At 61.2% G+C, this 25,019-nt stretch carries 22 protein-coding genes; 16 read left to right on the plus strand and 6 right to left on the minus strand.

Annotated features, from left to right (window positions below; all coding sequences use genetic code 11):
• Window positions 1-217: 217 nt before the first annotated feature.
• The gene (locus tag M6D32_RS04880; protein WP_298253934.1) at window positions 218-1,369 is read right to left on the minus strand and encodes a DUF2865 domain-containing protein; all 1,152 of its coding nucleotides are present in this window, start codon (window positions 1,367-1,369) and stop codon (window positions 218-220) included.
• Window positions 1,370-1,626: 257 nt separating this feature from the next.
• A complete protein-coding gene (locus M6D32_RS04885; protein ID WP_298253936.1) occupies window positions 1,627-1,932 on the minus strand; it encodes a hypothetical protein in 306 nt (101 codons plus the stop codon).
• A 289-nt stretch (window positions 1,933-2,221) separates the two neighbouring features.
• Between M6D32_RS04885 and cysS the strand changes: the two genes are divergently transcribed.
• The 4 genes from cysS to M6D32_RS04905 are packed head-to-tail and all read left to right on the plus strand — an operon-like array spanning window position 2,222 to window position 6,116.
• Window positions 2,222-3,622 carry a cysteine--tRNA ligase gene (gene cysS / locus M6D32_RS04890; protein ID WP_298253938.1) on the plus strand — a complete coding sequence of 467 codons (1,401 nt, stop codon included), beginning with the start codon at window positions 2,222-2,224 and terminating at the stop codon, window positions 3,620-3,622.
• Complete coding sequence (locus M6D32_RS04895; protein ID WP_298253940.1) at window positions 3,619-4,113, plus strand: GNAT family N-acetyltransferase; 495 nt, start codon at window positions 3,619-3,621, stop codon at window positions 4,111-4,113. The genes cysS and M6D32_RS04895 overlap by 4 nt, the downstream gene beginning before the upstream one ends.
• Window positions 4,110-5,708, plus strand: a complete 1,599-nt coding sequence (gene cimA, locus M6D32_RS04900) for a citramalate synthase (protein ID WP_298253942.1) — start codon at window positions 4,110-4,112, stop codon at window positions 5,706-5,708. Before M6D32_RS04895 ends, cimA begins: the two co-directional genes overlap by 4 nt.
• 18 nt (window positions 5,709-5,726) lie before the next feature.
• Entirely contained in the window at window positions 5,727-6,116 is a 390-nt protein-coding gene (locus M6D32_RS04905) for a VOC family protein (protein WP_298253944.1), read from the plus strand.
• Between the two features lie 177 nt (window positions 6,117-6,293).
• On the opposite strand, the gene M6D32_RS04910 is transcribed toward M6D32_RS04905, so the two are convergent.
• Window positions 6,294-6,899 carry a TIGR00730 family Rossman fold protein gene (locus M6D32_RS04910; protein WP_298253946.1) on the minus strand — a complete coding sequence of 202 codons (606 nt, stop codon included), beginning with the start codon at window positions 6,897-6,899 and terminating at the stop codon, window positions 6,294-6,296.
• A 212-nt stretch (window positions 6,900-7,111) separates the two neighbouring features.
• On the opposite strand from M6D32_RS04910, the gene M6D32_RS04915 reads away from it, so the two are divergent.
• The 5 genes from M6D32_RS04915 (at window position 7,112) to M6D32_RS04935 (ending at window position 12,641) form a co-directional block, all read left to right on the plus strand.
• Complete coding sequence (locus tag M6D32_RS04915) at window positions 7,112-9,067, plus strand: ABC transporter ATP-binding protein/permease (protein WP_298253948.1); 1,956 nt, start codon at window positions 7,112-7,114, stop codon at window positions 9,065-9,067.
• Between the two features lie 241 nt (window positions 9,068-9,308).
• On the plus strand, window positions 9,309-10,007 hold the full coding sequence (locus M6D32_RS04920; RefSeq protein ID WP_298253950.1) for a phosphatidylserine decarboxylase: 699 nt from the start codon (window positions 9,309-9,311) through the stop codon (window positions 10,005-10,007).
• Between the two features lie 79 nt (window positions 10,008-10,086).
• Complete coding sequence (gene pssA / locus M6D32_RS04925) at window positions 10,087-10,965, plus strand: CDP-diacylglycerol--serine O-phosphatidyltransferase (protein WP_298253952.1); 879 nt, start codon at window positions 10,087-10,089, stop codon at window positions 10,963-10,965.
• 124 nt (window positions 10,966-11,089) lie between these two features.
• The gene (locus tag M6D32_RS04930) at window positions 11,090-11,806 is read left to right on the plus strand and encodes an RraA family protein (RefSeq protein WP_298253953.1); all 717 of its coding nucleotides are present in this window, start codon (window positions 11,090-11,092) and stop codon (window positions 11,804-11,806) included.
• A gap of 13 nt (window positions 11,807-11,819) precedes the next feature.
• Window positions 11,820-12,641: an SDR family NAD(P)-dependent oxidoreductase gene (locus M6D32_RS04935; RefSeq protein WP_298253954.1), complete on the plus strand. Its 822-nt coding sequence runs from the start codon at window positions 11,820-11,822 to the stop codon at window positions 12,639-12,641.
• Between the two features lie 433 nt (window positions 12,642-13,074).
• On the opposite strand, the gene M6D32_RS04940 is transcribed toward M6D32_RS04935, so the two are convergent.
• A complete protein-coding gene (locus tag M6D32_RS04940; protein WP_298253955.1) occupies window positions 13,075-13,503 on the minus strand; it encodes an AprI/Inh family metalloprotease inhibitor in 429 nt (142 codons plus the stop codon).
• Between the two features lie 485 nt (window positions 13,504-13,988).
• Here M6D32_RS04940 and M6D32_RS04945 point away from each other — a divergent pair, with 485 nt between their 5' ends.
• The 7 genes from M6D32_RS04945 (at window position 13,989) to M6D32_RS04975 (ending at window position 22,556) form a co-directional block, all read left to right on the plus strand.
• Window positions 13,989-14,762, plus strand: coding sequence for a MotA/TolQ/ExbB proton channel family protein (locus M6D32_RS04945; RefSeq protein WP_298253956.1), 774 nt, complete (start codon window positions 13,989-13,991; stop codon window positions 14,760-14,762).
• A gap of 30 nt (window positions 14,763-14,792) precedes the next feature.
• Window positions 14,793-15,623, plus strand: a complete 831-nt coding sequence (locus tag M6D32_RS04950) for a flagellar motor protein MotB (RefSeq protein WP_298253957.1) — start codon at window positions 14,793-14,795, stop codon at window positions 15,621-15,623.
• A 104-nt stretch (window positions 15,624-15,727) separates the two neighbouring features.
• Window positions 15,728-17,626 (plus strand): potassium transporter Kup, encoded by a 1,899-nt coding sequence (locus tag M6D32_RS04955; protein WP_298253958.1) that lies wholly within the window; start codon window positions 15,728-15,730, stop codon window positions 17,624-17,626.
• Between the two features lie 122 nt (window positions 17,627-17,748).
• Window positions 17,749-19,674, plus strand: a complete 1,926-nt coding sequence (locus M6D32_RS04960) for a potassium transporter Kup (protein ID WP_298253959.1) — start codon at window positions 17,749-17,751, stop codon at window positions 19,672-19,674.
• A gap of 243 nt (window positions 19,675-19,917) precedes the next feature.
• The gene (locus M6D32_RS04965; protein ID WP_298253960.1) at window positions 19,918-20,253 is read left to right on the plus strand and encodes a rhodanese-like domain-containing protein; all 336 of its coding nucleotides are present in this window, start codon (window positions 19,918-19,920) and stop codon (window positions 20,251-20,253) included.
• Window positions 20,254-20,261: 8 nt separating this feature from the next.
• On the plus strand, window positions 20,262-21,425 hold the full coding sequence (locus tag M6D32_RS04970) for an aminotransferase (protein WP_298253961.1): 1,164 nt from the start codon (window positions 20,262-20,264) through the stop codon (window positions 21,423-21,425).
• A gap of 69 nt (window positions 21,426-21,494) precedes the next feature.
• Entirely contained in the window at window positions 21,495-22,556 is a 1,062-nt protein-coding gene (locus M6D32_RS04975) for a polyamine ABC transporter substrate-binding protein (protein WP_298253985.1), read from the plus strand.
• A 162-nt stretch (window positions 22,557-22,718) separates the two neighbouring features.
• On the opposite strand, the gene M6D32_RS04980 is transcribed toward M6D32_RS04975, so the two are convergent.
• Both M6D32_RS04980 and M6D32_RS04985 read right to left on the minus strand, forming a co-directional pair.
• Window positions 22,719-23,651 (minus strand): lipid A biosynthesis lauroyl acyltransferase, encoded by a 933-nt coding sequence (locus M6D32_RS04980; RefSeq protein WP_298253962.1) that lies wholly within the window; start codon window positions 23,649-23,651, stop codon window positions 22,719-22,721.
• A gap of 76 nt (window positions 23,652-23,727) precedes the next feature.
• Window positions 23,728-25,008, minus strand: a complete 1,281-nt coding sequence (locus M6D32_RS04985) for a beta-ketoacyl-ACP synthase (RefSeq protein WP_298253963.1) — start codon at window positions 25,006-25,008, stop codon at window positions 23,728-23,730.
• Window positions 25,009-25,019: the final 11 nt, after the last annotated feature.

A 25,019-nucleotide genomic window follows, 5' to 3' on the forward strand; every position in this document is an offset into this window, starting at 1 on the left:
TCCGAAGTTCGTAAACGTGGAGCCGCAATATGACACGAACTTCGGAATCGGAGCACTAGTGCGGCGAATTTGAAGTTCCTATCAGTTTCGCCGCGAGTTCGTTATAGGAACTTCAAATTCAAAGCCGCACTAGAATCAATAAGTTGCTAGAGCTCCTTTGATTCCGAAGTTCGCATCAGAGGGGCCGCAATAGCTTGCGAACTTCGGAATCGGAGCTCTAGTGGGCATTGTTGGGGAGAAATGTCGGTCCGACCGTGCGGATCGTTTTGTTGTCGGACGAAGCGTCGGAAACCGCGGCCGGCGGCGTGTTTCGCGGCGCGGGCGGCGTTGCCGCCGCGGCGGCGGAACCCCGCTTGGGCACCGGGGTCGCCCTTGTGGGCGGCCGCGCCATCTTCTTGGCGCTCTCCTCGGTGACGATGATGTCGCCCTGCTGTTCGGCAGCCGCCTTGTCGTCGATGCCTTTGAGCGCGTCGGCCCAGCTTTGGCCGGGGGCCCTGCAGGAGCAGGTGGGGCTGAACTCCTGACGGAAGCGGAAGGCATTGGGCAGCGCTGTATACGGCTGGCCGCTGGTCGACACCGCCTGGTTTATGTCTTCGCCCGGATTGCGATAGGCGTAGAGGTTGGCCTCGGTGGCCGGGCAGAGCGCCTTGCAGGATTTTTCGTCGTCGGGAAAACGCGCCGGGAAGGTGGCAAACGAAATCGGGAAATAGCCGCCGTCACACGTGCGGACGCAGACGGTGCGATAGGTGCCGCCTGCACCGGGATCGATGGGGGATGCGTTCGGAGGGCCCTGGTTGTTGCCGAACAGGTTGTTCAGGAAACCGCCGGGTCCCTGTTGTTGCTGCTGCTGCAAGGCGGTGGCGTATTGCGGCCCACAATTGTTCTGCGCAAGGGCGAGCAGCACCGAATGGCGCTGGTTTTCGCGGTCGGCGCCGCCGAGGCCACCGGTGCGCAGGCGCTCCAGATTTGTCGTGATCTGATCGAGGTTTGCGCGCATCTGTTGAATTTGGTTGTTGACCGGGCCGCATTGCGCGTTCTGGCCGGTGAACAGCGAAAAGAAGCCCGAGCTGTCGCAGCCCATCCGCTTCGCCTGCAGGGTGACGCGATCGAGCTCAGCCTGCTGCTTGGCGGCGGAATCCTGATAGCGGCGGATCTGCTCGTCGCGCGCCGGGTCGAAACCGCCGCGGTCGATCATCGCCAGTTGACCTTCCAGCCGCGGACACATCGGACTGGCGCTAGCGCCCGGAGGGGTCGGCGGCGGGTAGCTTTGAGGCGGCGGATAAGCCTGCGCGTGGGCATCGGTGCCAAAGAGCGCGGCGGCAAGAAGTGCCGCGCACGCGACGGCAGCCGATCTGGAACGGGTAATCATCAAGTGGTCAGGCATGTCCCGCCATTGGGGCAACTCCGGGGCGGGCCTTCGATTGCCCGGAGAATGCGGCACCGGGCCGCACGTGAGAAGATTTCCGGCGTCCGTTTACCTGCTTCTCGGGGCGGCGTCACGCCGTTTCCGCGGCAAGAGTGCGGTGGTTCCGGCCTTCGGCGGCGTTTCGCCCTCGTTTCGGGCCAATCAAAAACCGCACTGGAATCCTGCGCTTGCCGGTGTTCCGTCGCAACCGGCTTGGAAGCTTAGCGCTGGCAGGTGATGGCGATGTACTCTCCGCAAGCCGAACGACCGCAATTCTCGCCGGCTTTCGGCACCGAGCCGGTAATTTCGTCGGGATCGACCCGGCGGTACGAAGTGGCCTGCGCGAAATTCCGTGACCGGCAATAGGACAGCGCTGCGTGCGCGCCGCATTTTTCGCCCTTCGCCAGGCATTGGTCGACGCCATAGCCGTCTGGCTGGTTGGCAATGATGAAGACGCGACTATCGGCCCACGCGGCGGAGCTCGCGAAAAGCAGGCAGCAGGTGAGAAGCGCTGAAATCGATCGCATGGAAGGAACACCGGAGGAGGGGAAGGTCGCGTGGGAGGATACGGGGGGATACGTAAGAAATGATTAACCCTGCGGCCGTCGGCGTGGTGATCCAGATTGGCTTTTCTGAGGCCGCTCGCTCTGTGGCTCCCCTTGACCAGCGTCAAGGGCTGCCTCATGGTGGTTCCCATGAACGGTCTCCTCGCCATTTGTGGCATTTGCCGCGAGATTATTAGCTAGCGATTCGCTGGCTGAGGCCGTCTTTTCTCACTTGAGATCAATGGACGCCCGGCCGAACGGATGGGTATCCATGGAATTGCGCCTTTACGATACGCTGACCAGAGAGAAGCGCGTTTTCACGCCGATCGATCCCGGCAACGTGCGCATGTATGTCTGCGGGCCGACCGTTTACGACTTTGCCCATATCGGCAATGCGCGCCCCGTGATCGTATTCGACGTGCTGTTTCGCCTGCTGCGTCATCGCTATGGCGAGGACCACGTCACCTACGTCCGCAACATCACCGACGTCGACGACAAGATCAATGAGCGCGCCGCTCGCGATTTTCCGAATCTCCCGCTGAATCAGGCGATCCGGAAAGTTACCGAGCAGACCGCCAATCAATTCCATGCGGACGTGGCTGGGCTTGGGTGCCTGCCGCCGACTTTCGAGCCGCGCGCGACTGACTTCGTGTTGCCGCGCAGCGACGGCAAGGCTGACATGGTGACGCTGATCAAGGAACTGGTTGCACGTGGCCATGCCTATGAAGCCGCCGGCGAAGTGCTGTTCGACACCCAATCGATGCCGGACTACGGCGCGCTGTCGGGCCGCAGGCTCGACGAGCAATTGGCCGGCGCCCGTGTCGCGGTCGATGCGCACAAGAAGAACCCGGCCGATTTCGTGCTCTGGAAGCAGTCCAGTGAACATGAGCCGGGCTGGGAAAGCCCATGGGGCAGGGGACGCCCGGGCTGGCACATCGAGTGCTCGGCGATGAGCGCGGCGTTCCTCGGCGATGTCTTCGATATCCATGGTGGCGGCCTGGACCTGATCTTTCCGCACCATGAAAACGAAATCGCGCAGTCGCGTTGCGCCCACGGTACCGCCACGATGGCGAATTACTGGATGCACAACGGCTTCCTCGAAGTCGAAGGCGCGAAGATGTCGAAGAGCCTCGGCAATTTTATCACGATCCGGGAGGCGCTAAACGATTGGCCAGGCGAAGTGCTGCGTCTCAACATGCTAAAAACGCATTATCGTTCGCCAATCGACTGGACGCTCAAAGGCGTCGAGGAGAGCAAGAAAGTGCTCGACGGCTGGTACGATATTATCGGCGATGACACGCAGGCGCAGGGTGAACCCGACGATGACGTCATTGCGCAATTGGGCGACGACCTGAACACGTCGGGCGCGATCACGCGGCTTCACGCCATGGCGTCCGGTCGAAGCGGGACGGAGATCGACGTCAGGCGCAAGCTCAAGACATCGGCGATGCTGCTCGGGCTGCTCGGGAAAACGAGGAAGGAATATCTCGCAAGCAATCCGAGGGCGATCGTCGTGAACAAGGAGGCTGTCGACACGCTAATCGCCGATCGCACCGCGGCGCGCGCCCGCAAGGACTTCAAGGAGTCCGATCGCATTCGCGATGAGCTTGCGGCGATGGGGGTCGTGATCAAGGATTCCAGGGAAGGTACCACTTGGGAGGTCGCGCGATGAGCGCGCCCGCGCTGCGGCCATTCCTGCCGGCCGACACGCCGATCCTGGCAGCGATCTTCGTTGCCAGCGTCGAAGCGTTGACCGGCGACGACTACAGCGAGTCACAGCAGGAGGCGTGGGCCGCCGCAGTCGATGACGAGGCGGTCTTCGGCCAACGTCTGGCTTCTCAGCTGACGTTGGTGGCGACCCTCGACGGCGTGCCGGTCGGCTTTGCCTCGCTCAAGGGCAAAGATCACATCGATTATGTTTACGTGCATCCCGGTGCGGTCGGGCAAGGCGTAGCTGCGGCGCTTTGCGATGCGCTCGAAAAACTCGCCGCTGCCCGCGGCGCCAAGAGCCTCACGGTCGACGCCAGCGACAATGCGGCCGAGTTCTTCGTAAAGCGCGGCTATGAGGCGCAGCAGCGCAACACGGTTTCGCTCAACGGCGAATGGCTCGCCAACACTACCATGCAGAAGCCGCTCGGTGAAAATGCCGGAGGCCAGAAATGACCCGGGAGCGGCTTTATCTGTTCGACACCACGCTGCGCGATGGCGCGCAGACCAACGGGGTCGACTTCACGCTGCATGACAAGCAACTGATCGCGAAGATGCTCGACGAACTCGGCATCGACTACGTCGAGGGCGGTTATCCCGGCGCCAACCCGACCGACACCGAATTTTTCGCGGCGAAGCCGAAGCTTTCACATGCACGCTTTACGGCGTTCGGCATGACGCGCCGGGCAGGCCGTTCGGCGTCGAACGATCCCGGCCTTGCGGCACTGCTGGAAGCCAAGGCGGATGCGATCTGCTTTGTCGCAAAATCCTCGGCCTATCAGGTGCGCGTCGCGCTCGAGACTACCAACGAGGAAAATCTCGCCTCGATCAGCGACAGCGTGAAAGCGGCCAGGAATGCCGGGCGCGAAGTCATGCTCGACTGCGAGCACTTCTTCGACGGCTACAAGGAAGATGCTGATTTTGCGATCGCCTGCGCGAAAGCCGCCTACGATGCCGGCGCCCGTTGGGTGGTCCTGTGCGACACCAACGGTGGCACCATGCCGCACGAGGTCGAGACCATCGTTGGCGAGGTCATCAAGCACATTCCCGGCGATCACCTCGGCATCCACGCCCATAACGACACCGAACAGGCGGTGGCCAATTCGCTCGCCGCGATCCGCGCCGGGGCACGTCAGATTCAGGGCACGCTCAACGGTCTCGGCGAGCGCTGCGGCAACGCCAATCTGTGCTCGCTGATTCCGACGCTGTGCCTGAAGAGCGAATTCGCCGATCGTTTCGAGATCGGCGTGACCAATGAGAATCTCAAGACGTTGATAACGGTGTCGCGCACGCTCGACGACATGCTCAATCGTGCGCCTGATCGCCACGCGCCCTATGTCGGCGAGAGCGCCTTTGTCACCAAGACCGGCATTCACGCCTCTGCCGTTCTGAAAGACCCGCAGACCTATGAGCATGTTTCGCCTGACGCGGTTGGCAATCATCGCAAGGTGCTGGTGTCCGATCAGGCTGGGCGCTCGAACGTGATCGCCGAGCTCGACCGCGCCGGCATTGCCTATGACAAGAACGATCCGAAGCTGGGGCGGCTGGTCGAGGAATTGAAGGAGCGCGAGGCTGGTGGCTACGCTTATGAATCGGCCAATGCTTCGTTCGAGCTGCTGGCGCGGCGAACACTCGGCCGCGTGCCTGATTACTTCCGGATCGAGCAGTTCGACGTCAATGTCGAACAGCGCTACAACGCCAATGGCCAGCGCATCACGGTGGCGATGGCGGTGGTGAAGGTCGATGTCGACGGCGAGAAGCTGATTTCAGCCGCCGAAGGCAACGGCCCCGTCAATGCGCTCGACGTCGCGCTGCGCAAGGATCTCGGCAAGTACCAGAAGTTCATCGAAGGCCTCAGGCTGATCGATTATCGCGTGCGTATCCTCAATGGCGGCACCGAGGCCGTGACGCGGGTTCTGATCGAAAGCGCCGACGAGACCGGCGAAAAGTGGAGTACGATCGGGGTATCGCCCAATATCATCGACGCCTCGTTCCAGGCACTGATGGATTCGGTCATCTACAAGCTTGTGAAATCAGGCGCGCTGGCATAGGCCCTAGCATAGGTCAACATGATCGACCACATCTCCATTGGTGTCCGCGAACTCGCACGCTCCGCGCGCTTCTATGAATTGACATTGGCGCCGCTCGGGCTTGCAAAACTGGTGACGCGGCCCGCGACCGTCGGTTTCGGCAAGCGTTATCCCGAGTTATGGATCAACCTGCGGCCGGCGATGGTGCCGGTCGCACCGGGGAGCGGTTGTCATATTTGCTTGCGAGCAAAGTCCGAGAGCGAGGTTGACGCCTTTCATCAGGCCGCAATCGGCGCGGGCGGTAGCTGCGACGGACCACCCGGCCTGCGTCCGCACGACCGCGTGCGTTACTATGCGGCGTTCATCCGCGATCTCGATGGCAACAGGATTGAAGCCGTGACCTTTCCCGCGGAGGACGCGGCCGCATAACGCTAGTGGTCCAATTCCAACATTCGCATCCCTTCTCCGCAGCCGCTTTTGCGAATGTTAGAATCAACGGACCACTAGCAAATATAAGCTTCTGGTGGAGCTTTGGATTTGACATTCGCTTCTTGGACTCGCGGCTAAGCGGGTAGCGAACGTCAAATCCGCTCCACCAGCCGGCCGCTACAGCCTGCGCGAGATTTCGGCAGGCATGGCGGTCGTGCCTTCCGGCGCACTGGCGGCCGCCGCCTCCAGCCGCGGCAAAATGTCTTCGACCCGTTCGGCCTTGAGGATATCGACCGAGAGATTGGCGCGGATGAATTGCGTGGCGCGCATGTGCGCGACCAGCGCCAGCAGCGGCTCCCAAAAGCCGTCGATATTGGCGAGCAGCACCGGTTTTGAATGGCGGCCGAGCTGTTGCCAGGTCAGTTGCTCGACGAGTTCTTCCAGCGTGCCGATCCCGCCGGGGAGTGCCACGAAAGCATCCGAATGCTCGAACATCAGCCGCTTGCGTTCATGCATGTCAGGAGTGACGATCATCTCCTGCACGCGCTTGAGCGCGTTTTCCCGCGCCGTCAAAAAGCTTGGGATGATGCCCGTGACCTTGCCGCCGTGATCGAGCGCCGCAGTTGCCACCGCACCCATCATGCCGACGGCGCCGCCGCCATAGACGAGGCGAATGCCATTTTCGGCCAGCGTCTTGCCCAAGGCTCTGGCGGACTCGATGAAACGAGGATTGGTGCCGGCTCCCGAGCCGCAATAGACACAGACGGTTTTGATCTTGCTCATCTCAGTCATGTGGCATTGCAGCGTAAACCAGTCAAACCCTAAGGGATTCATTCATCGAACGAAATTCCGGCAAGGCCCGAGAATGATGGGAACAATTTAATTCCCGCGAGGCTGTACGAAGCCGCCAAACGCTCTATATGACTGCGGAATGCGAGCCGATCTGAAAAAAACGCGTGCCGAATCGGGCCGCCATGCCGTGCCGGCGAGGCTTGATGGCGCAGCCTGATGCCAGCGTGCCGGTTCACCCGGCGCCACCTCCTGACACATCGATCGGACAGGCGAGCCTGGCCGGGACGCTCGCGCACCTGTGGCCCTACATCTGGCCCGGTGACCGCGCCGACCTGAAAATGCGCGTGGTCTGGTCGGTGGTGTTGTTGCTCGCGGCCAAGCTTGCAACGCTCGCAGTCCCTTTCACCTTCAAATGGGCGACCGATGCCCTGACCGGAGCGGACAGCGCGCCGCTGCAAGCCTCGAACTGGGTGCTGTGGGCCATCGCGTCTCCGGTCCTCATGACATTGGGCTATGGCGCATTGCGCGTGCTGATGGGCGTGTTGACCCAGTGGCGCGACGGAATTTTCGCGCGCGTGGCAATGCACGCGGTGCGCAAGCTCGCCTATCGCACCTTCGTTCACATGCACGAACTCGCGCTGCGCTTTCATCTGGAGCGCAAGACCGGCGGACTGACGCGCGTGCTGGAGCGCGGCCGCAACGGCATCGAGACCATCGTGCGGATGGTGATCCTGCAGTTGGTCCCGACCATCGTCGAGGTCACACTGTTGATGGCGGTGCTGTTGTGGAAGTTCGACTGGCGCTATGTCGTCGCGACGCTGATCATGGTCGCGATCTACATGTTCTACACTTACATCGCGACCGAGTGGCGGATCGGAATCCGCCGCAAGATGAATGATTCCGACACCGAAGCGAACACCAAGGCGATCGACTCGCTCCTGAACTACGAGACGGTGAAATATTTCAACGCCGAGGAACGCGAGGCGTCGCGGTATGACCGCTCGATGCAACGCTACGAGCAGGCGAGCGTGGAGGCCTATACGTCGCTTGCCGTGCTCAATGCCGGGCAGGCACTCATCTTTACCGCCGGCCTCACCGCAACCATGGTGATGTGTGCGTTCGGGGTACGCAGCGGGCGCAACACGGTCGGCGATTTCGTGATGGTCAACGCCATGATGATCCAGCTCTACCAGCCGCTCAATTTCATGGGCATGGTGTATCGGGAGATCAAGCAGGCGATCATCGATATCGAGAAGATGTTCAACGTGCTGTCGCGTCCCCCCGAGATCAGGGATGTTCCGGAGGCGGTGCCGCTGATCGTCACGTCGGGCAATGTTCGTTTCGATAACGTGCAGTTTGCCTATGAGCCGGATCGGCCGATCCTCAAAGGCCTCACATTTGAGGTGCCGGCAGGCAAGACGGTTGCGATCGTCGGGCCGTCGGGCGCCGGCAAGTCGACCATCTCGCGTCTTCTGTTTCGCCTCTACGATGTCTCAAGCGGCCGCATCACGATCGACGGTCAGGACATCCGCGACGTCACGCAGGCTTCGCTGCGTGCCTCGATCGGCATGGTGCCGCAGGACACCGTGCTGTTCAACGATACCATCCGCTACAACATTCGCTACGGCCGCTGGGATGCGACCGATGCGGAGGTGGAGGAGGCGGCCGGACTGGCGCAGATCGACGGCTTCATCCGGCTGTCGCCAAAAGGCTATGAGACGCAGGTTGGCGAACGCGGCCTGAAGTTGTCGGGCGGCGAAAAACAGCGCGTTGCGATCGCGCGCACGGTTCTGAAGGCTCCGCCGATCCTGGTGCTCGACGAAGCGACCTCGGCGCTCGACAGCCATACCGAACGCGAGATCCAGGATGCGCTGGAGCGGGTGTCCCGCAATCGGACCTCACTCGTGATCGCCCATCGGCTCTCCACGATTGTCACGGCCGATGAGATCATCGTGCTCGATCAGGGTCGCATCGCCGAGCGCGGCACCCATGTCCAGCTTTTGGCAAGCGGCGGGCTTTATGCCAGTATGTGGAACCGGCAGCGCGAGGCGCAGGAAGCCCGCGAGAAGCTGGCGCGGATTGCCGACGAGAACGAAGCGCCCAACCGCGCGCCGCCGCCGATTGACGACGCGCTGGTGACCTCGGCCGCTGCGGAATGATTTTGCAGCTTTCTCCTTGCAAGGGAGAGGGCACAGCCCTAGTGCGGTGAATTTGAAGTTCCTATTAGTTTCGCGGTAACCTCGTCATAGGAACTTCAAATTCTAAACCGCACTAGAATCATATAATTGGCTAGTGCTCCTTTGATTCCGAAGTTCGTAAACGTGGAGCCGCAATATGATACGAACTTCGGAATCGGAGCACTAGTGAATTTTGGACGATTTCAGCGGCCAGCGAGTTTCAATGTCGATAGCCAATTCCATTCGCGCGCAAATTCCGCCCATTCACTCCGAAGGCTATCCCTTCATCGGCGCCTTTGCGTTGGTCAGCCTGGTGCTGTTCTGGCTGTGGTCCCCGTTGGGCTGGATCGGCACGGTTCTGACCATTTGGTGCGCGCTGTTTTTCCGCGATCCGATGCGGGTGACTCCGGTGCGGGAGGGGATCGTGGTTGCGCCAGCCGATGGGCGCATCTCGATGCTCACGCGCGTGTTGCCGCCGGCCGAACTTGGTCTGGGCGATAGGCCATTGCCGCGCGTCTCGATCTTCATGAGCGTCTTCAACTGCCACGTGAACCGCAGTCCGATTGCCGGCCGTATCGACCGCGTCGCCTATCGGCCGGGCAAATTCATCAACGCCGAACTCGACAAGGCCAGCGAAGACAACGAACGCAACTCCCTTGTGATTTCGTCGACGAACGGCCGCATCGGCGTCACCCAGATCGCGGGGCTCGTGGCACGCCGGATCGTCTGTTTCGTGCGGGAAGGGCAGACCATCGGGGCGGGCGAGCGCTTCGGGCTGATCCGCTTCGGTTCGCGCCTTGACGTGTATCTGCCTGAGGGCACGGTAGCGCTGGTGGCGGAGGGCCAGACCGCGATCGCCGGCGAGACCATTCTCGCCGATTTCCGGCTGAGCGATCCCGGTCGAACCTACCGCGGCAGTTAACCACACGCCCGGAACTGGCCGGCTTTTCGAGCCATCGCTGTGATGGCGAAGCGGTCATCGATTGCTATATAGTGGCGGCATGGCGATTGACCCCAAAAACCTGGAACTGCGCCGCCGCCGGTTTCGCCCGATTCCGGTGCGGATGCTGGTTCCCAATTTCATCACGCTGCTGGCGATCTGCGCCGGCCTCACCGCAATCCGTCTGTCCACGGAAGGACGAATGGAATTGGCGGTCGCAGCGATTGTGTTCGCCGCCGTGCTCGACGGCATCGACGGACGGGTGGCGCGCATGATCAAGGGCCAGTCGAAGTTCGGGGCCGAACTCGACAGCCTGGCCGACTTCGTCAACTTCGGCGTCGCGCCGGGCTTGATGCTGTATTTTTGGCAGTTGCACGACCTCAACAATGGCGGCTGGATTGCCGCGATGGTTTTTGCCATCAGCGGCGGATTGAGGCTGGCGCGCTTCAATGCGACGATGGACGATCCCGACCGGCCGGCCTATGCGGCGAACTATTTCACCGGCGTGCCTGCGCCCCTCGGTGCAATTGCGGTGCTGCTTCCGATTTATCTGGCATTTCTGGGGCTGCCGAAACCTCCGGCCGCAGTGACGGCGGTCTATACCTTCGTGATCGGCTGCCTGATGGTCTCGCGCCTGCCGGTCTTCTCCGGCAAAGCGGTGCGCATGCGGGTGCCGCCGGAGTTGGTGCTGCCTGCGTTTGTGTCAGCGGTGTTCGTCATCGCGCTTCTGATCGGCTATCCCTGGTACATGCTCTCCGCAGGCACGGTGATCTATCTCCTGACCCTGCCGCTCGGGTGGAAATCCTACCGTAACCACCAGCGCAAGGCGGAAGCACACACCACAGCACCGGTGGTCACAAGCGCGAGCGCCCCGTCCGAACCTTCATCGCCGTTCCTGTCGGCGGCCGACAATGACGATCGGCCGTCACGGCTGAACTGAAATCATTCATTTGTCCAGATGAAAACGTGAGACGTCATGCCCGCGAGGCTTTTGCCGATCGCGTTACGGTCGGCTATATGCGTTGAACGCCATTCTTTCGCGCCCAAAATATCTGGAGAACGCCGTGACGAATTCCGCTCCGCCGCTGTCCGCCGATCTGATTCAGGCGCTGGCGCGCTACGATACGCCCACGATCTGCAATGCGATGGAGGTTGTTGCGCCGGAGCGCCGCCTGATCGGTTACACGACCAAGCCTTTGGTCTGCCCGTTTCCCAACCTGCCGCCGATGGTTGGCTATGCGCGGACGGTGACGATCCGCTCGGTGCTCAAGTCCGCTGTGCCTGCCGACGAGCAGGCGCGGCGGCGCATCGCCTATTACGAATATATGGGTACCGGCTGGGGGCCGCGGATCACCGTGATCCAGGACATCGACGGTCCGGATGTCGGCTATGGTGCGTTCTGGGGCGAGGTGCAAAGCAATGTGCACAAGGCACTCGGCTGCCTCGGCGTCATCACGGATGGTTCGATCCGCGACATTCCGCAATGGGCTGCTGGTTTCCAGGCGCTCGCCGGCTCGATCGGCCCGTCGCATGCATGGGTTCATGCCGAAACCTTCGGCGGTGAAGTTCGCGTTGCCGGAATGACGGTGCGCTCGGACGACCTTATTCATGCCGACCAGCATGGCGCCATCGTGATTCCAGCGGATCTGGCTGCGAAGATTCCCGATGCCGCCGAACTGTGCGGCCGCCGCGAGGTTCCCATTCTCGAGATCGCGCGCAGCAACGATTTCAGTCTTGAGAAGTTGAAAGAAGCGCTGAGGCGTTCTTCCGAAATTCATTGAAGTTTCCGGCGGCATGAAAGTAGAAGGCAAGACCGTTTTGGTGACGGGGTCGACCGATGGGGTCGGCCGCTATGTTGCGACCAGACTCGCAGAGGCGGGCGCCCAGGTCCTGCTTCATGGGCGCGACCGTGAACGCGCTCACGCACTCGCCGATGAGATCCGCCGGCGAGGGCACCGCGAACCGGTGTTCTATCCGGCCGATCTGTCGTCGCTCGCCGAGGTACGGAAACTCGCGGAGACGATCGCCAATTCGCAGTCGCGGCTTGATGTTCTCATCAGCAATGCCGGGATTGGAACATCCCAGCCGGGGCCGCAGCGCTGCATCAGCCAGGACGGCCACGAATTGCGTTTCGCGGTGAACTATCTTTCCGGATTCCTGCTTATGCGGACGTTGCTGCCTTTGCTGAAAGCGTCGACGCCGTCACGCATCGTCAACGTCTCTTCAATCGGCCAGCAGCCGATCGACTTCGACGATCCGATGATAACGAAGGGCTATAGCGGCACGAGGGCCTATTGCCAGAGCAAGCTGGCGCAGGTCATGTTCACGATCGATCTTGCGGAGGAATTGGCAGGATCCGGCGTCATCGTGAACGCGTTGCACCCAGCTACCTATATGAACACCACCATGGTGCGCCAGGGCGGCATCACCCCGATGTCCACGGTCGAACAGGGAGGCGACGCGATCTTGCGCCTTGTAACGGATGACGACATCGGCAGCGGGCTCTTCTTCAATGGCCTGACGCAGGCGCGGGCCAACCCGCAGGCCCACGATCGAGATGCCCGGCAACGGCTACGCAAGCTGAGCTTCGAGCTGACGGGCTTGCCGGAGGTTTGACCAAGCGGTGCTAAAGCGTTTTCGAGCGAAGTGGGAACCGGTTCGCGTGAAGAAAACGCGTCAAAACAAGAATCTTGAGCCTGGTTTTGATTCAATCAAAACCGGGTTCTAGTGCCCACTTTCCGAAGTCCGTGTTACATCTCGGCACGCACCTTTCACGGACTTCGGAAAGCTATGGGCACTAGCAAGCCTATGATTCTAGTGCCGCTTTGCTATTTGACGTTCCTGGATCGGATTTGCCGCTTGTGGTGCAGGAACGTCAAATAGGCGGCACTAGTGATCCGATTCTAACATTCGCATCCCCCCTCAGCGTCCACTTTGCGAATGTTAGAATCATAGGATCACTAGAAATATTAGATTCTAGTTTAGTTTAGGATTTGACATTCGCTTTCCGGACTCGCGGCTTGGGGGAGCGAATGTCAAATCCACTACACTAGCGCGACAGCGCGACTTCCTGGCCTGCGCTGGCTTTGCCTTCGAAGCGATCGGGACCTGCCGGCCCGAGTTGGGCCAGGGATTGCGCCATGTGGTCACGCAGGGTGAGGCCGGCTTCGGTATAGTTCCACTTGCGGCTGATGAAGAAGTTGAACGGACAGCCGGCGCCAGGTGCAATCGTGCCCTCGGTTGCGTCCGGGCTGGTCGCGCCGAAGGTCATCCTGCGGGAGGTCGAGCCGGTGGCCGAAAAAGTCCAGCGGCCGGCCATGCTGACCGGCGGCGGCTTCGGCGCAGGAGCGGCCGGTGCACGATTGGCGGCGGGTGCACCGTCCGATCCGCTGCCAAGTGTCTTGCGGTCGCCACCGCTACAGGCCGCAAGCACCAACGCACAGACGATGGCGGACAAGACGGCGGAACGGAAGGCCATGGCAAGCGGCATTTCAAATGGCGGACGGCCGCTATGGTTAGCAGAAGGTTGCCGGCCGACGAACCCGCGAGCCGCACCATACGAGTGTTGAAAGCGGACCACTAGTGCCCACTTTCCGAAGTTCGTGCTCCATCGCAGCATCCACCTTCACGAACTTCGGAAAGTCATGGGCGCTAGCAAACTTATTGATTCTAGTACCGCTTTATCGATCTGAAGTCCCTGATCGAATTCGCCGCTTGTGGTGCAGGGACTTCAGATCGGCGGTACTAGCCGCATCCTGGCGCTGTGAATCAGCTTTTGCCGCAAAAATTGAACAGGCTTCTTGTCCATAGCTCTATGATCTACTTCGGATCGCATTCTCAAAACGGCTTAACCTTTACGCCTCTTTAATGGCCGCCCCGTAGGGTTCGAAGTGCGTGGCTCGGAGGGGGCTGCGCGACCGTCCAGGACGGGCCGGTCGTTCGCGTACGCGTTTGGAGTACCCCATGGATATTATGACGGGCGCCGGGCTTGTCGCCGGCATCATCGTCATCGCGGTAATGATGCTGCTCGGAGGCTCCTTCGAGCTGTTCGTCAGCGAACACGCGGCCATCATCATTTTCGGCGGATCAATTGCCGCCACCATGATCCGCTTCCCTCTCAACGTGATGCTGCACGGCCTGCCGTTGGGTGCGAAATTCGCGTTCACGATGAGCCGGCTAACGGCCCATGACCTCGTCGACGAACTCGCACGGATCGCCGAGATCGCCCGCAAGCAGGGACCCGTCGGCCTCGAAAAGGTGGAGACCGAGGAGCCATTCCTCGCCAAGGGAATTCGCTTCATCGCCGACGGCTACGACATGGAATTCATTCGCGACAATCTCGAGCGCGACCGTGACAATTTCCTGATGCATCTCGACGAGGGCAGCAAGATCTACCGCGCGATCGGCGACTGCGCCCCGGCCTTCGGCATGATCGGTACGCTGATCGGCATGGTGCAGATGTTCGCGAATATGACCGACCCCTCCAAGCTCGGTCCGTTCATGGCAACCGCGCTGCTGGCGACGCTATACGGTGCGCTGGTGGCGAACCTGTTCTGTCTACCGCTCGCCGACAAGCTGCACGGCAAGCTGCTCGACGAGGAGACCAACCGCACCCTGATCATCGACGGCATTCTGATGATCCGCGACTCCAAGAGCCCGACGCTGGTTCGCGAAATGCTGCTGGCCTACCTGCCGGAAAAGCATCGCCTTACGGAGGGCGAGGAAGTCACTGCATAACCTTGCGGACCCCGCGGCGGAAGATCGATCATGGCCAAGAAAAAACGCGGCGACGCACACGGCGGAGGACACGGCTGGTTCGTGACCTTCGCCGATCTCATGGGCCTGATGATGAGCTTCTTCGTGATGCTCGTCGCGTTCTCCACCATGGACAACAACAAGCTGAAGATCGTGGCCGGATCGATGCGCGAGGCGTTTGGCGTGCAGACCGACGTGCGGTATTCCGGCATCATCGAATCCGACGGCCTGCCGACACGGCCCAAGCTGAAAAACGTCGACCACATCCCGCCGGAAGAATCCTCCAACACGCCGACCCCCGACGAGCAGGATCGTAACCTGATCGCCGGCGCCAGGCTGAAGATTGACCGTGAGTTTGCGCTGGCCTCAGCCTCGCTGCGGCAGGCGCTGCAGGACATGCCGGAGATGACCGAAATCTCCAAGCACATCATGTTCGAGGAGACCAAAGAGGGCCTCAATCTCGAGATCGTCGACCAGGACGGCCGATCGATGTTTGCGGAGGGTTCCAAAGTGCCCTATGAGCGGACGCGCCGGCTGATACAGAAGCTCGCGGCACCGCTGAAGGCGACCCCCCTGCGGGTCGCGATCGCCGGTCACACCTCCGCCGGCTACATTCCGACCCGAAGCGATTACGGCGCCTTCGACCTGTCGGCCGATCGCGCCAACGCGGTGCGCCAGATCCTCGAGCGGGAAGGGCTGCCGCCGTCGCACATTTTCGCCGTCTCCGGCAAGGCCGACACCCAGCCGCTGTTTCCCGACGATCCCTCGCTGTCGGCGAACCGCCGCGTGACCATCACGCTGATGCGCGAAAATCCGCCGCTGCCGCCCAACCTGAAGCCATAATCGACATTACCTTAATACCGTTCGGTCGCGCCGATTGACAGGCCGTTAACTAAAGCGTCGATAGCGATCCTGATCAAATCAGAGACCGAGCCTTTTTTGTCACCATGGCTGACAGCGTTGCGTCGACAGAGGCCCAGGATGGGCCGGCCAGAACCGGCTTTTGGGCCCTGACGCTGGGAAGCATCGGCGTCGTCTTTGGGGATATCGGAACTTCACCACTCTATGCATTCCGCGAGGCCGTTGGCGCCGCCGCGCAGGGACAGCCCGTCACGCGCGTCATTGTGCTCGGCGTTCTCTCGCTAATCCTGTGGGCTCTCCTGATCGTCGTCGCCGCGAAATACGTTCTGCTGCTGCTGCGCGCCGACAATAACGGCGAAGGCGGGACGTTGTCGCTGATGGCGCTCGGTCAGCGCGCGTTGGGTCACAGAAGCCTGCTCCTGCTGGCGCTAGGGGTGATCGGGGCGTCGATGTTCATTGGCGATTCCATGATCACGCCAGCCATCTCCGTGCTGTCGGCGGTGGAAGGTCTCAATCTCGCAACGCCAGCGTTCGAACACTACGTCGTGCCGCTGACCATGTTCATCCTGGTCGGGCTGTTTGCGGTCCAGAGGAACGGCACGGCGCGTGTCGCCTCGGCCTTTGGGCCGGTCATGGTGATCTGGTTCGGTTCCCTCGCGGTGCTGGGTCTCACCCACATCAGCGACGACCCATCGGTCTTGGCAGCAATCAATCCGTTGTACGGCATTAACTTCCTGCTCTCGCACGGGAAGATCGGCCTGGTAACGCTGGGCGCGGTCTTTCTTGCCGTGACGGGTGGGGAGGCGCTCTATGCCGATCTCGGGCATTTTGGGCGCAAGCCGATCCAGGCCGCATGGCTTTACTTCGTGCTGCCTTCGCTCCTTCTCAATTATTTTGGTCAAGGCGCGCTGGTACTTTCCCATCCCGATGCGATCGAGAATTCATTCTACCGGATGGCGCCTGAAGTGCTGTTGCTGCCGCTGGTGGCACTGGCGACCGCGGCGACCGTGATCGCCAGTCAGGCGGTCATCACCGGGGCGTACTCGCTGACGCGACAGGCGGTGCAACTCGGTCTGCTGCCGCGCTTTGAAGTCCGTTACACATCGGAGACGAACGTTGGCCAGATTTATCTGCCGCGCGTGAACCGGCTCTTGCTGATCGGTGTATTGCTGCTGGTGTTGCTCTTCCGTACCTCCAGCGGGCTTGCTTCTGCTTACGGCATCGCCGTTTCGATGACCATGGTCACCGACGGCATCATGAGTTTCGTGGTGATCTGGAAACTGTGGAACTGGCCCCCGGCTGCCGCAGCCGCCGTCATCGCGCCCTTCGTCATGGTCGACACGACGTTCTTCAGCGCCAACCTCCTTAAACTGTTTGATGGCGCCTGGGTGCCGCTGCTGTTCGGCTTGGCCATGGCGATCACGATCTGGACCTGGCGCCGGGGATCAGAAATCCTGACGCAAAAAACCCGGCGCACCGAAGTGCCGCTGAATGATCTGCTGAAGAACCTCGAAAAGCGCCCACCGCATATCGTCAAGGGCACCGCGGTTTTTCTGACCAGCGACCCGAGCTATGTGCCGACCGCGCTGTTGCACAACCTCAAGCACAACAAGGTCCTTCACGAACAGAATGTCATCCTGACGATCCTGACCGCGCAGACGCCTCGCGTCGACCTGGCCGAACGCTTTCGAATGGAAACCATCAACGAAAGATTTGCGGCCGTCCAGCTGCGCTTCGGCTTCATGGAAACGCCAAATGTTCCGAGGGCACTTGGGGCGGCGCGGCGGCTCGGCTGGCAGTTCGACATCATGTCGACATCGTTCTTCGTTTCGCGGCGGGCATTGAAACCCTCCGCCCAGTCGGGGATGCCGCGATGGCAGGATCACTTGTTTATCGCGATGACCCGTTCTGCCAACGACGCTACCGACTATTTCCAGATTCCGACGGGGCGGGTGGTTGAAGTGGGTACGCAGGTTACTATCTGATTGTCCATGCGTTTTTTGCATGGCGTGAGCCTAAAATAGGGCTAGGCTATGCACCGGGCGCACGGCTATAAGCCGCGTCGCTTTGCGACTGCGCATGAACCTCGTTGAGGCTTCTCCACCTAATGACCAGTGATGTTGTAGCTCCCGCCTCGGAAACGACGGCGGCCAATGGGCATGGCGAAGGCCATTCCACAGCTGGCCTGAAGGCCCTGCTGGTCGGCAGCATCGGCGTCGTTTACGGCGATATCGGCACCAGTCCGCTGTATGCGCTGCGCGAGGCGGTGGTCGCGGCAAGCGGTCCCTCGGGCGTTGTCCAGCCTGAGGCTGTACTCGGGGTGGTCTCGCTGATCCTGTGGGCCCTGATCATCGTAGTGACGATGAAATATGTCGTGGTTCTGCTTCGTGCAGACAATCACGGCGAGGGCGGAACGCTGGCCCTGATGGCGCTCGCGCAGCGCGCGGTCACCCGTGGCGCGGCCACCATCGTGCTGCTCGGGATCGTGAGCGGCGCGTTGTTTTACGGCGACGCCGTGATTACGCCGGCGCTGTCGGTGCTGTCCGCGATCGAAGGCATCAAGCTCGTTACGCCCGTGCTCGACCCCTATGTGGTGCCGCTGACGGTCGTCATCCTGCTTGCGCTGTTTGCCGCGCAATCGCGCGGCACCGCTCGCGTCGCAGCGTTCTTCGGGCCGGTCATGTGCATCTGGTTCGGTATTATCGCGATCGGAGCGATCCTGCCGATTATGCGGCATCCGGAAATCCTTCAGGCACTCAATCCCGTTTTCGCCGTATCCTTCATGCTTAATCACGGCATCATCGGTTTTGTGACGCTGGGTGCGGTGTTTCTGGCTGTCACCGGCGCCGAAGCGCTCTATGCCGACCTTGGCCATTTCGGCAAAAAGCCAATCCAGACGGCGTGGCTTTTCATCGTGTTGCCGTCGCTTGCGCTGAACTATCTGGGGCAGGGTGCGCTCGTCATCCACAATCCCAAGGCGGTGGAAAATCCATTCTTCCTGATGTTCCCGGATTGGGCGCTGATCCCGATGGTCGCGCTTGCTACCGTCGCCACCGTGATCGCAAGCCAGGCGGTGATCACCGGCGCCTATTCGCTGACGCAACAGGCGATCCAATTGGGGCTGTTGCCGCGATTTGAAATCCGCCACACCTCGGAGTCGCAGTTCGGCCAGATCTATATTCCGCGCATCAACTTGCTGCTTCTGATCGCAGTGATGCTCCTGGTGTTGCTGTTCCGCTCCTCCAGCGCGCTGGCATCAGCCTACGGCATCTCGGTGACCGGCACGATGGTCGTCACAGGCATGATGGGATTCGTGGTGATTTGGCGGGTTTGGCGATGGTCGCCGATTGCCGCGGCTGCGCTGATTGCGCCGTTCCTGTTCCTTGATCTGACGTTCCTCGCCGCCAATCTTCTCAAGGTGCTGGAAGGCGGCTGGGTGCCGCTGGCGCTCGGCGCCATCGTGATGCTGCTGATGTATACGTGGCGTCGCGGCAGCAGGCTCCTGTTCGAGAAGTCGCGCAAGCTCGAGTTCCCGCTGTCCGATCTGGTTGCGATGTTGGAGAAACGGCCGCCGCAGCGCGTGCCAGGCACCGCGGTGTTCCTCACCAGCGACCCCAACAGCGCGCCGACCGCGCTGATGCATAGTCTGAAGCACTACAAGGTGCTGCACGAGAAGAATGTCATTCTCACCATCGAGACCGCAGCGACCCCGCGCGTCGATCCCTCGGAGCGAGTACGGCTCGAACAGGTCAGCGATACCTTCACCAAGGTCGCGCTGAAATTCGGATTCATGGAGTCGCCGAACGTGCCGAAGGCGCTGGCGATTGCGCGCAAGCTCGGCTGGCAATTCGACATCATGTCGACGTCCTTTTTCCTGTCGCGCCGCGCGCTCAAGCCGGCGGCGCATTCGGGAATGCCGCGCTGGCAGGATCATCTTTTCATTGCGCTCAGCCGTACCGCGAACGATGCGACCGATTACTTCCAGATTCCGAGCGGCCGCGTGGTTGAGGTCGGAACCCAGGTCACCGTTTGAGTCGATCTAAGCGCTTGATTTTCATGCCGCTAGTGTGGTGGATTTGACATTCGTAGCGGTCTCGCCGAGAGGTTCTCAATACGAATGTCAAATCCAGAACCACACTAGAATTCCAGATTTGCTAGTGTCCCTTTGGTTCTGACATTCTTAAACGAGTTCGCTGCGACGGGATACGAATGTCAGAACTGGGACACTAGTGGCGATTTTGGCGGCCGAAAGCGACCCGATCGGGTGGAGGAGTAAGTGACGGATCAAGGGCATCGGGTAGACGATTTGACGGTTGAAGAAGTATCCCGCGGCATGACCGAGGGACGATATCTTCTGGTCGATGTTCGCGAGCCCAATGAAATCGCGGTCGATGCCTATCCCGGCGCGGTTGTGGTGCCGCTATCGAGCTTTGATCCCCACGCCATTCCTGATCCCAAGGGCAAACAGGTGGTCTTTGCCTGCCGCTCCGGCAAGCGATCGGTCACCGCCTCGCTGGCGGCGCAGGCCGCCGGTTTGCCGTACGACAAGCATCTCGCGGGCGGGATGCTGGCCTGGAAGGGCGCGGGTTTGCCGACGAATTCGGGCGGCTGATCGTTCCGATGACTTCCATCAACAAGGTATTTGGCGATCTGCCGGTCACCGTCTTTGAGGCGATGTCGCAGCTTGCCCGCGACAACAATGCGATCAATCTCGGTCAGGGCTTTCCGGACGATCCGGGTCCGGAGGATATTCGCAGCGCCGCGGCCGATGCCGTCCTGAATGGCTATAACCAATACCCTTCGATGATGGGTATCCCGGAGTTGCGGCAGGCGATTGCTACGCACTATCAGCACTGGCACGACCTCAAGCTCGATCCCATGACCGAGGTGATGGTGACGTCGGGCGGCACCGAGGCGTTGACGTCAGCCATTCTGGCGGTGGTCGAGCCCGGTGACGAAGTGGTCGTCTTCCAGCCGGTCTACGATTCCTATCTCCCGATCATCCGCCAGGCCGGCGGCATTCCGCGTCTGGTGCGGCTCGAGCCGCCGCACTGGCGCTTGACTGACGAGGCGCTGCGCGGCGTCTTCAACCGCAAGACCAAGGCGGTTCTGTTCAATAATCCGCTCAATCCGGCCGCGGTTGTCTACCCGCGCGAAGACCTCGAACTCCTGGCGCGATACTGCCAGGAATTCGACGCGGTCGCGATCTGCGACGAGGTCTGGGAGCATGTCATCTTCGACGGGCGGCAGCATATTCCGCTGATCACCATTCCCGGCATGCGCGATCGCACCATCAAGGTCGGCTCTGCAGGAAAGATCTTTTCACTCACCGGATGGAAGATTGGCTTTGTCTGCGCCGCGCCGCCGCTGCTGCGGGTTGCCGCCAAGGTGCATCAGTTTTTGACCTTCACCACGGCGCCAAACCTGCAGGCCGCCGTCGCTTATGGTCTCGGCAAGCCCGACGACTATTTTCACGAGATGCGCAAGGATCTCGCGCGCAGCCGCGACCGGCTGACGAAAGGTCTTGAAAGTCTTGGTTTCCCGGTGCTGCGTTCGCAGGGCACCTATTTCCTCACCGTCGATTTGTCGCCGCTTGGCCTGAACGAGACCGACGAGGCGTTCTGCAAGCGGATCGTCACCGGCTACAAGGTCGCGGCCATTCCGGTCTCGGCCTTCTACGAGCAGGAACCCGTGACCACGGTCGTGCGCTTCTGCTTTGCCAAGAGGGATGCAACGCTCGATGCCGCACTGGAGCGTTTGTCCGATGCGGTGCGTCGACGATAGCGGAGCATAAGGATGCGGTCCCGCGCCCGCCTCACGCAGCAAATTCGGTTTGCCGTTGTCGTGGCCGCCATGTTCCTGGCGCTGCCAGCGCTCGTGAGAGCCGAGGAACGCACCGTCAATTTCTACAACTGGTCGAGCTACATGGCTCCGGGGGTGCTGGAGGACTTCACGCGCGAGACGGGCATCAAGGTCGTGTACGACACCTTCGACGCCAATGAGACGCTGGAGACGCGGCTGCTGGCCGGCAAGTCCGGCTACGACGTCGTGGTGCCGACGGCCTATTTCCTGCAGCGCCAGATCAAGGCCGGCGTCTTCCAGAAGCTCGACAAATCGAAGCTGCCGAACCTCGCCAACGCATGGCCGATCGTCACGGTGCGGCTCGCCACCTATGATCCCGGCAATCAGTACGGCGCCAACTACATGTGGGGCACCACCGGCATTGGCTATAACGTTAAGATGGTGGAGAACATCCTCGGCCGCGGTGCGAAGATCGACAGCTGGGATATCGTTTTCAAGCCGGAGAACCTCGCCAAGTTCAAGGATTGCGGCGTCCACATGCTGGATTCGCCCGACGATATTTTCCCGGCGGCGCTCAACTATCTCGGGCTCGATCCGAACTCGACAAAGCAGGCCGATCTGGAAAAGGCGGCCGATCTCGTCAGCAAAATCCGCCCTTACGTTCGCAAGTTTCATTCCTCTGAATATTTGAGTGCGCTCGCGACCGGCGAGATTTGTCTGGTGGTCGGCTGGTCAGGCGACATCATGCAGGCGCGAAGCCGCGCGGCCGAAGCCAAGAACGGAATCGCGATCGGTTATGCAATTCCGAAGGAGGGTGCGCAGATGTTCTTCGATAATCTGGCGATCCCTGCCGATGCGAAGCATGTCAAGGAAGCCTATGAACTGATCGATTTCCTCTACCGGCCCGACATTGCGGCGAGGAATTCCAACTTCCTGTCTTATGCTAACGGCAATCTGGCGAGCCAGAAGCTGATCGATCCGAAGATCCTCAATGACAGGAACATCTATCCGGATGGGGCAACGTTCGCGAAACTCTTTGTCATCACGGCACGTGACCCCGCGACACAGCGCATCATCAACCGGCTCTGGACCAGAGTGAAGACCGGGCGCTAGTACCGCCGATCTGAAGTCCCTGCACAACAAGCGGCGAATTCGATCAGGGACTTCAGATCGATAAAGCGGTACTAGAATCAATAATTTTGTGAGTAGCCCATGACTTTCCGAAGTTCGTGAAGGTGGGGGCTGCGATGGAGCACGAACTTCGGAAAGTGGGCACTAGCGCCAGCGACGGTGCAGCCAGAGCCATTGATCCGGATATTCGCGGATCCATCCCTCGACCACCGACGTGATGGCCTGCATGGTGCCCTGGACGTCGATCTGCCCGGAAGCGTCGCGCACCGGTTCGATCTCTTCCGATAGCTCCGCGCGGAAGCGATGACCGGGCAGGCGAATGATGCGCGTTCCGTGGATCGGGCAATCGATTTGCCGCAGCAGGCGCGCCAGTGTCGGGTTGGCCTTGGTCTTGCGGCCGAAGAACGTCACTTCCACGCCATTGGTGAAGTATTGGTCGACCAGCATGGCGACGTGCTGGCCGTTGCGTAATGCTTCGGCCATCTTCAGCGGCGCGTCGCGACCGGCGGGAATGAGCGTTCCCATCTTGACCGCTCGCAATTCTTCGATGATCCGATTGGCAGAAGCGCTGTTGGGCCGGCGAAACAGAGTTGCCGCGTCAAGCCCATGCGCGGCAGCCGCCACCGCCGGCAGTTCCCAGTTGCCGAGATGGCTGGCAAAGATCAGCGCGGGCTTCTCGTCGAGGCGGAGCTTGGCGAACAGCTCATGCGTCCGCGGCCCGATCTCGATCCTGCTTTTCTCGGGGAAAGCAGGATCATGCTCCCAGATATGATCGAGATGAGCGAACTCGGCGCCTAGGCGCCCGAGATTGTCCCAAACGCCGGAAAGAATGGTTTCGATTTCCTCCGGTGATTTCTCGGGGAAGGCCGCCGTCAGATTGGCGCGGCCGATCCGCTGCTCGCGGGTAAGAGGACCGATCAGGCGGGTGATACGACCGAGAAAATTGGCTGTCTCGATCGGATCGAAATAGCGCAGCGTGCGCAGGAGGCCGATCGTCACGGCGCCAACCAAGGCCTCTCCGATCGGTTTGGTCGCGTCGCGAATCTTTGCTCTGGCGCGAAGCAGCAGGGGGGACATCAGGGATCAACGATGACTGGGCCGAAAGCGTGCCGGCGTTCCCGGCATAGCGGCGCGGGTGCGAAAGATGTCCGAGCTAAACCGGTTCACGGGTCAGAACCAGCGAGGCATTCTGACCGCCGAAGCCGAAGGAGTTCGACATCACCGTCGTGACGCGCGCGTCCCGAGCCTTGTTCGGGACCACGTCGAAGGGAATGGCCGGATCCGGAACCTCATAGTTGATGGTCGGTGGAATTCGTTGATGCTCGAGCGTGAGCAGCGAGAAAATCGCCTCGACCGCGCCCGCCGCCGACAGCGTATGCCCGACCATCGACTTGTTCGACGACACCGGAATTTGCTGGGCGCGTTCGCCGAACACCGAGGAGATCCCAAGATATTCCATCTTGTCGTTTTCGGGCGTGCCGGTGCCGTGCGCGTTGATATAATCGATCTGTTCGGAGGTGACGCCGGCGTCGGCGAGCGCGTTGCGCACGCAGCCGATGATCGGCTTGCCGTCGGGGCTGGAGCGGGTGCGGTGGAAGGAGTCGGCGAGTTCGCCGCAGCCGGTCACGACGCCTAGAATCTTGGCGCCGCGCGCGGTGGCGGCTTCGAGGCTTTCCAGCACCAGCGCGCCCGCACCCTCGGCCATGACAAAGCCGTCGCGGTTCTTTGAAAACGGCCGGGCAGCCGCTTGCGGAGGATCATTGTGCGTCGACAATGCCGAGAGCAGGGAGAAACGCACCAATCCTTCCGGATTGACGGAGCCGTCGGTGGCAACACAGAGCGTGGCGTCGGCTTCGCCACGCCGGATCGCCTCGACGCCGAGCTGAATAGCGGTGGCGCCTGAAGCACAGGCTGTCGACAGGGAGATGGGCGAACCCTTGGTGCCGAATGTCTCGGCCAGTTGGTCTGCGACCGAACCGAACAGAAACCGCCGGTGATAGGCGGTATAGCGCCCGCCGCCGGAGACCCGCAGCATGGCGTCGTAGTTGATTTCGGTGGAAGATCCGATCGCGCGTCCGAGTTCCTGCCGCTGCGGCCATTCGACCTCTACGGGGGCGACCGCAAGGAACAGCGGGCCGGGGAAATCGCCTTTGGTGCCGATCCTGGCCTGAGCGATGGCTTCCTCGGCGGCCAGTCCGCCGAGCCGCTCGGCGAGAAGAGTGGACGAGAACGGCTCGACCGGAATGAAATCGATGGTGCCGGCCATCGTGGTCTTCAACCCGTCGGTCGGGAAGCGGGTAATGGTGCGAATGCCTGATTCGCCCGCGGTCAGTTTTTTCCAGTTGTCGGTTTTGCCCGCGCCAAGCGAGGTGACGACGCCCATGCCGGTCACGACGACAATCGGCCTGCCGAACTTATCGCGCGTCGCTGTCATGGTTTCCCCCA

This window comes from Bradyrhizobium sp., assembly GCF_027307225.1.
Classification (GTDB): domain Bacteria; phylum Pseudomonadota; class Alphaproteobacteria; order Rhizobiales; family Xanthobacteraceae; genus Bradyrhizobium.

Bases quoted from the DNA above. Each gene is read 5' to 3' on its own strand.
- M6D32_RS04915 (WP_298253948.1), top strand. From the start codon at position 7,112: ATGGCGCAGCCTGATGCCAGCGTGCCGGTTCACCCGGCGCCACCTCCT.
- M6D32_RS04895 (WP_298253940.1), top strand. From the start codon at position 3,619: ATGAGCGCGCCCGCGCTGCGGCCATTCCTGCCGGCCGACACGCCGATC.
- M6D32_RS04935 (WP_298253954.1), top strand. From the start codon at position 11,820: ATGAAAGTAGAAGGCAAGACCGTTTTGGTGACGGGGTCGACCGATGGG.
- cysS (WP_298253938.1), top strand. From the start codon at position 2,222: ATGGAATTGCGCCTTTACGATACGCTGACCAGAGAGAAGCGCGTTTTC.
- M6D32_RS04945 (WP_298253956.1), top strand. From the start codon at position 13,989: ATGGATATTATGACGGGCGCCGGGCTTGTCGCCGGCATCATCGTCATC.
- M6D32_RS04985 (WP_298253963.1), bottom strand. From the start codon at position 25,008: ATGACAGCGACGCGCGATAAGTTCGGCAGGCCGATTGTCGTCGTGACC.
- M6D32_RS04950 (WP_298253957.1), top strand. From the start codon at position 14,793: ATGGCCAAGAAAAAACGCGGCGACGCACACGGCGGAGGACACGGCTGG.
- cimA (WP_298253942.1), top strand. From the start codon at position 4,110: ATGACCCGGGAGCGGCTTTATCTGTTCGACACCACGCTGCGCGATGGC.
- M6D32_RS04880 (WP_298253934.1), bottom strand. From the start codon at position 1,369: ATGATTACCCGTTCCAGATCGGCTGCCGTCGCGTGCGCGGCACTTCTT.
- pssA (WP_298253952.1), top strand. From the start codon at position 10,087: ATGGCGATTGACCCCAAAAACCTGGAACTGCGCCGCCGCCGGTTTCGC.
- M6D32_RS04905 (WP_298253944.1), top strand. From the start codon at position 5,727: ATGATCGACCACATCTCCATTGGTGTCCGCGAACTCGCACGCTCCGCG.
- M6D32_RS04975 (WP_298253985.1), top strand. From the start codon at position 21,495: ATGTTCCTGGCGCTGCCAGCGCTCGTGAGAGCCGAGGAACGCACCGTC.
- M6D32_RS04980 (WP_298253962.1), bottom strand. From the start codon at position 23,651: ATGTCCCCCCTGCTGCTTCGCGCCAGAGCAAAGATTCGCGACGCGACC.
- M6D32_RS04885 (WP_298253936.1), bottom strand. From the start codon at position 1,932: ATGCGATCGATTTCAGCGCTTCTCACCTGCTGCCTGCTTTTCGCGAGC.
- M6D32_RS04970 (WP_298253961.1), top strand. From the start codon at position 20,262: ATGACTTCCATCAACAAGGTATTTGGCGATCTGCCGGTCACCGTCTTT.
- M6D32_RS04940 (WP_298253955.1), bottom strand. From the start codon at position 13,503: ATGGCCTTCCGTTCCGCCGTCTTGTCCGCCATCGTCTGTGCGTTGGTG.
- M6D32_RS04960 (WP_298253959.1), top strand. From the start codon at position 17,749: ATGACCAGTGATGTTGTAGCTCCCGCCTCGGAAACGACGGCGGCCAAT.
- M6D32_RS04920 (WP_298253950.1), top strand. From the start codon at position 9,309: ATGTCGATAGCCAATTCCATTCGCGCGCAAATTCCGCCCATTCACTCC.
- M6D32_RS04910 (WP_298253946.1), bottom strand. From the start codon at position 6,899: ATGAGCAAGATCAAAACCGTCTGTGTCTATTGCGGCTCGGGAGCCGGC.
- M6D32_RS04955 (WP_298253958.1), top strand. From the start codon at position 15,728: ATGGCTGACAGCGTTGCGTCGACAGAGGCCCAGGATGGGCCGGCCAGA.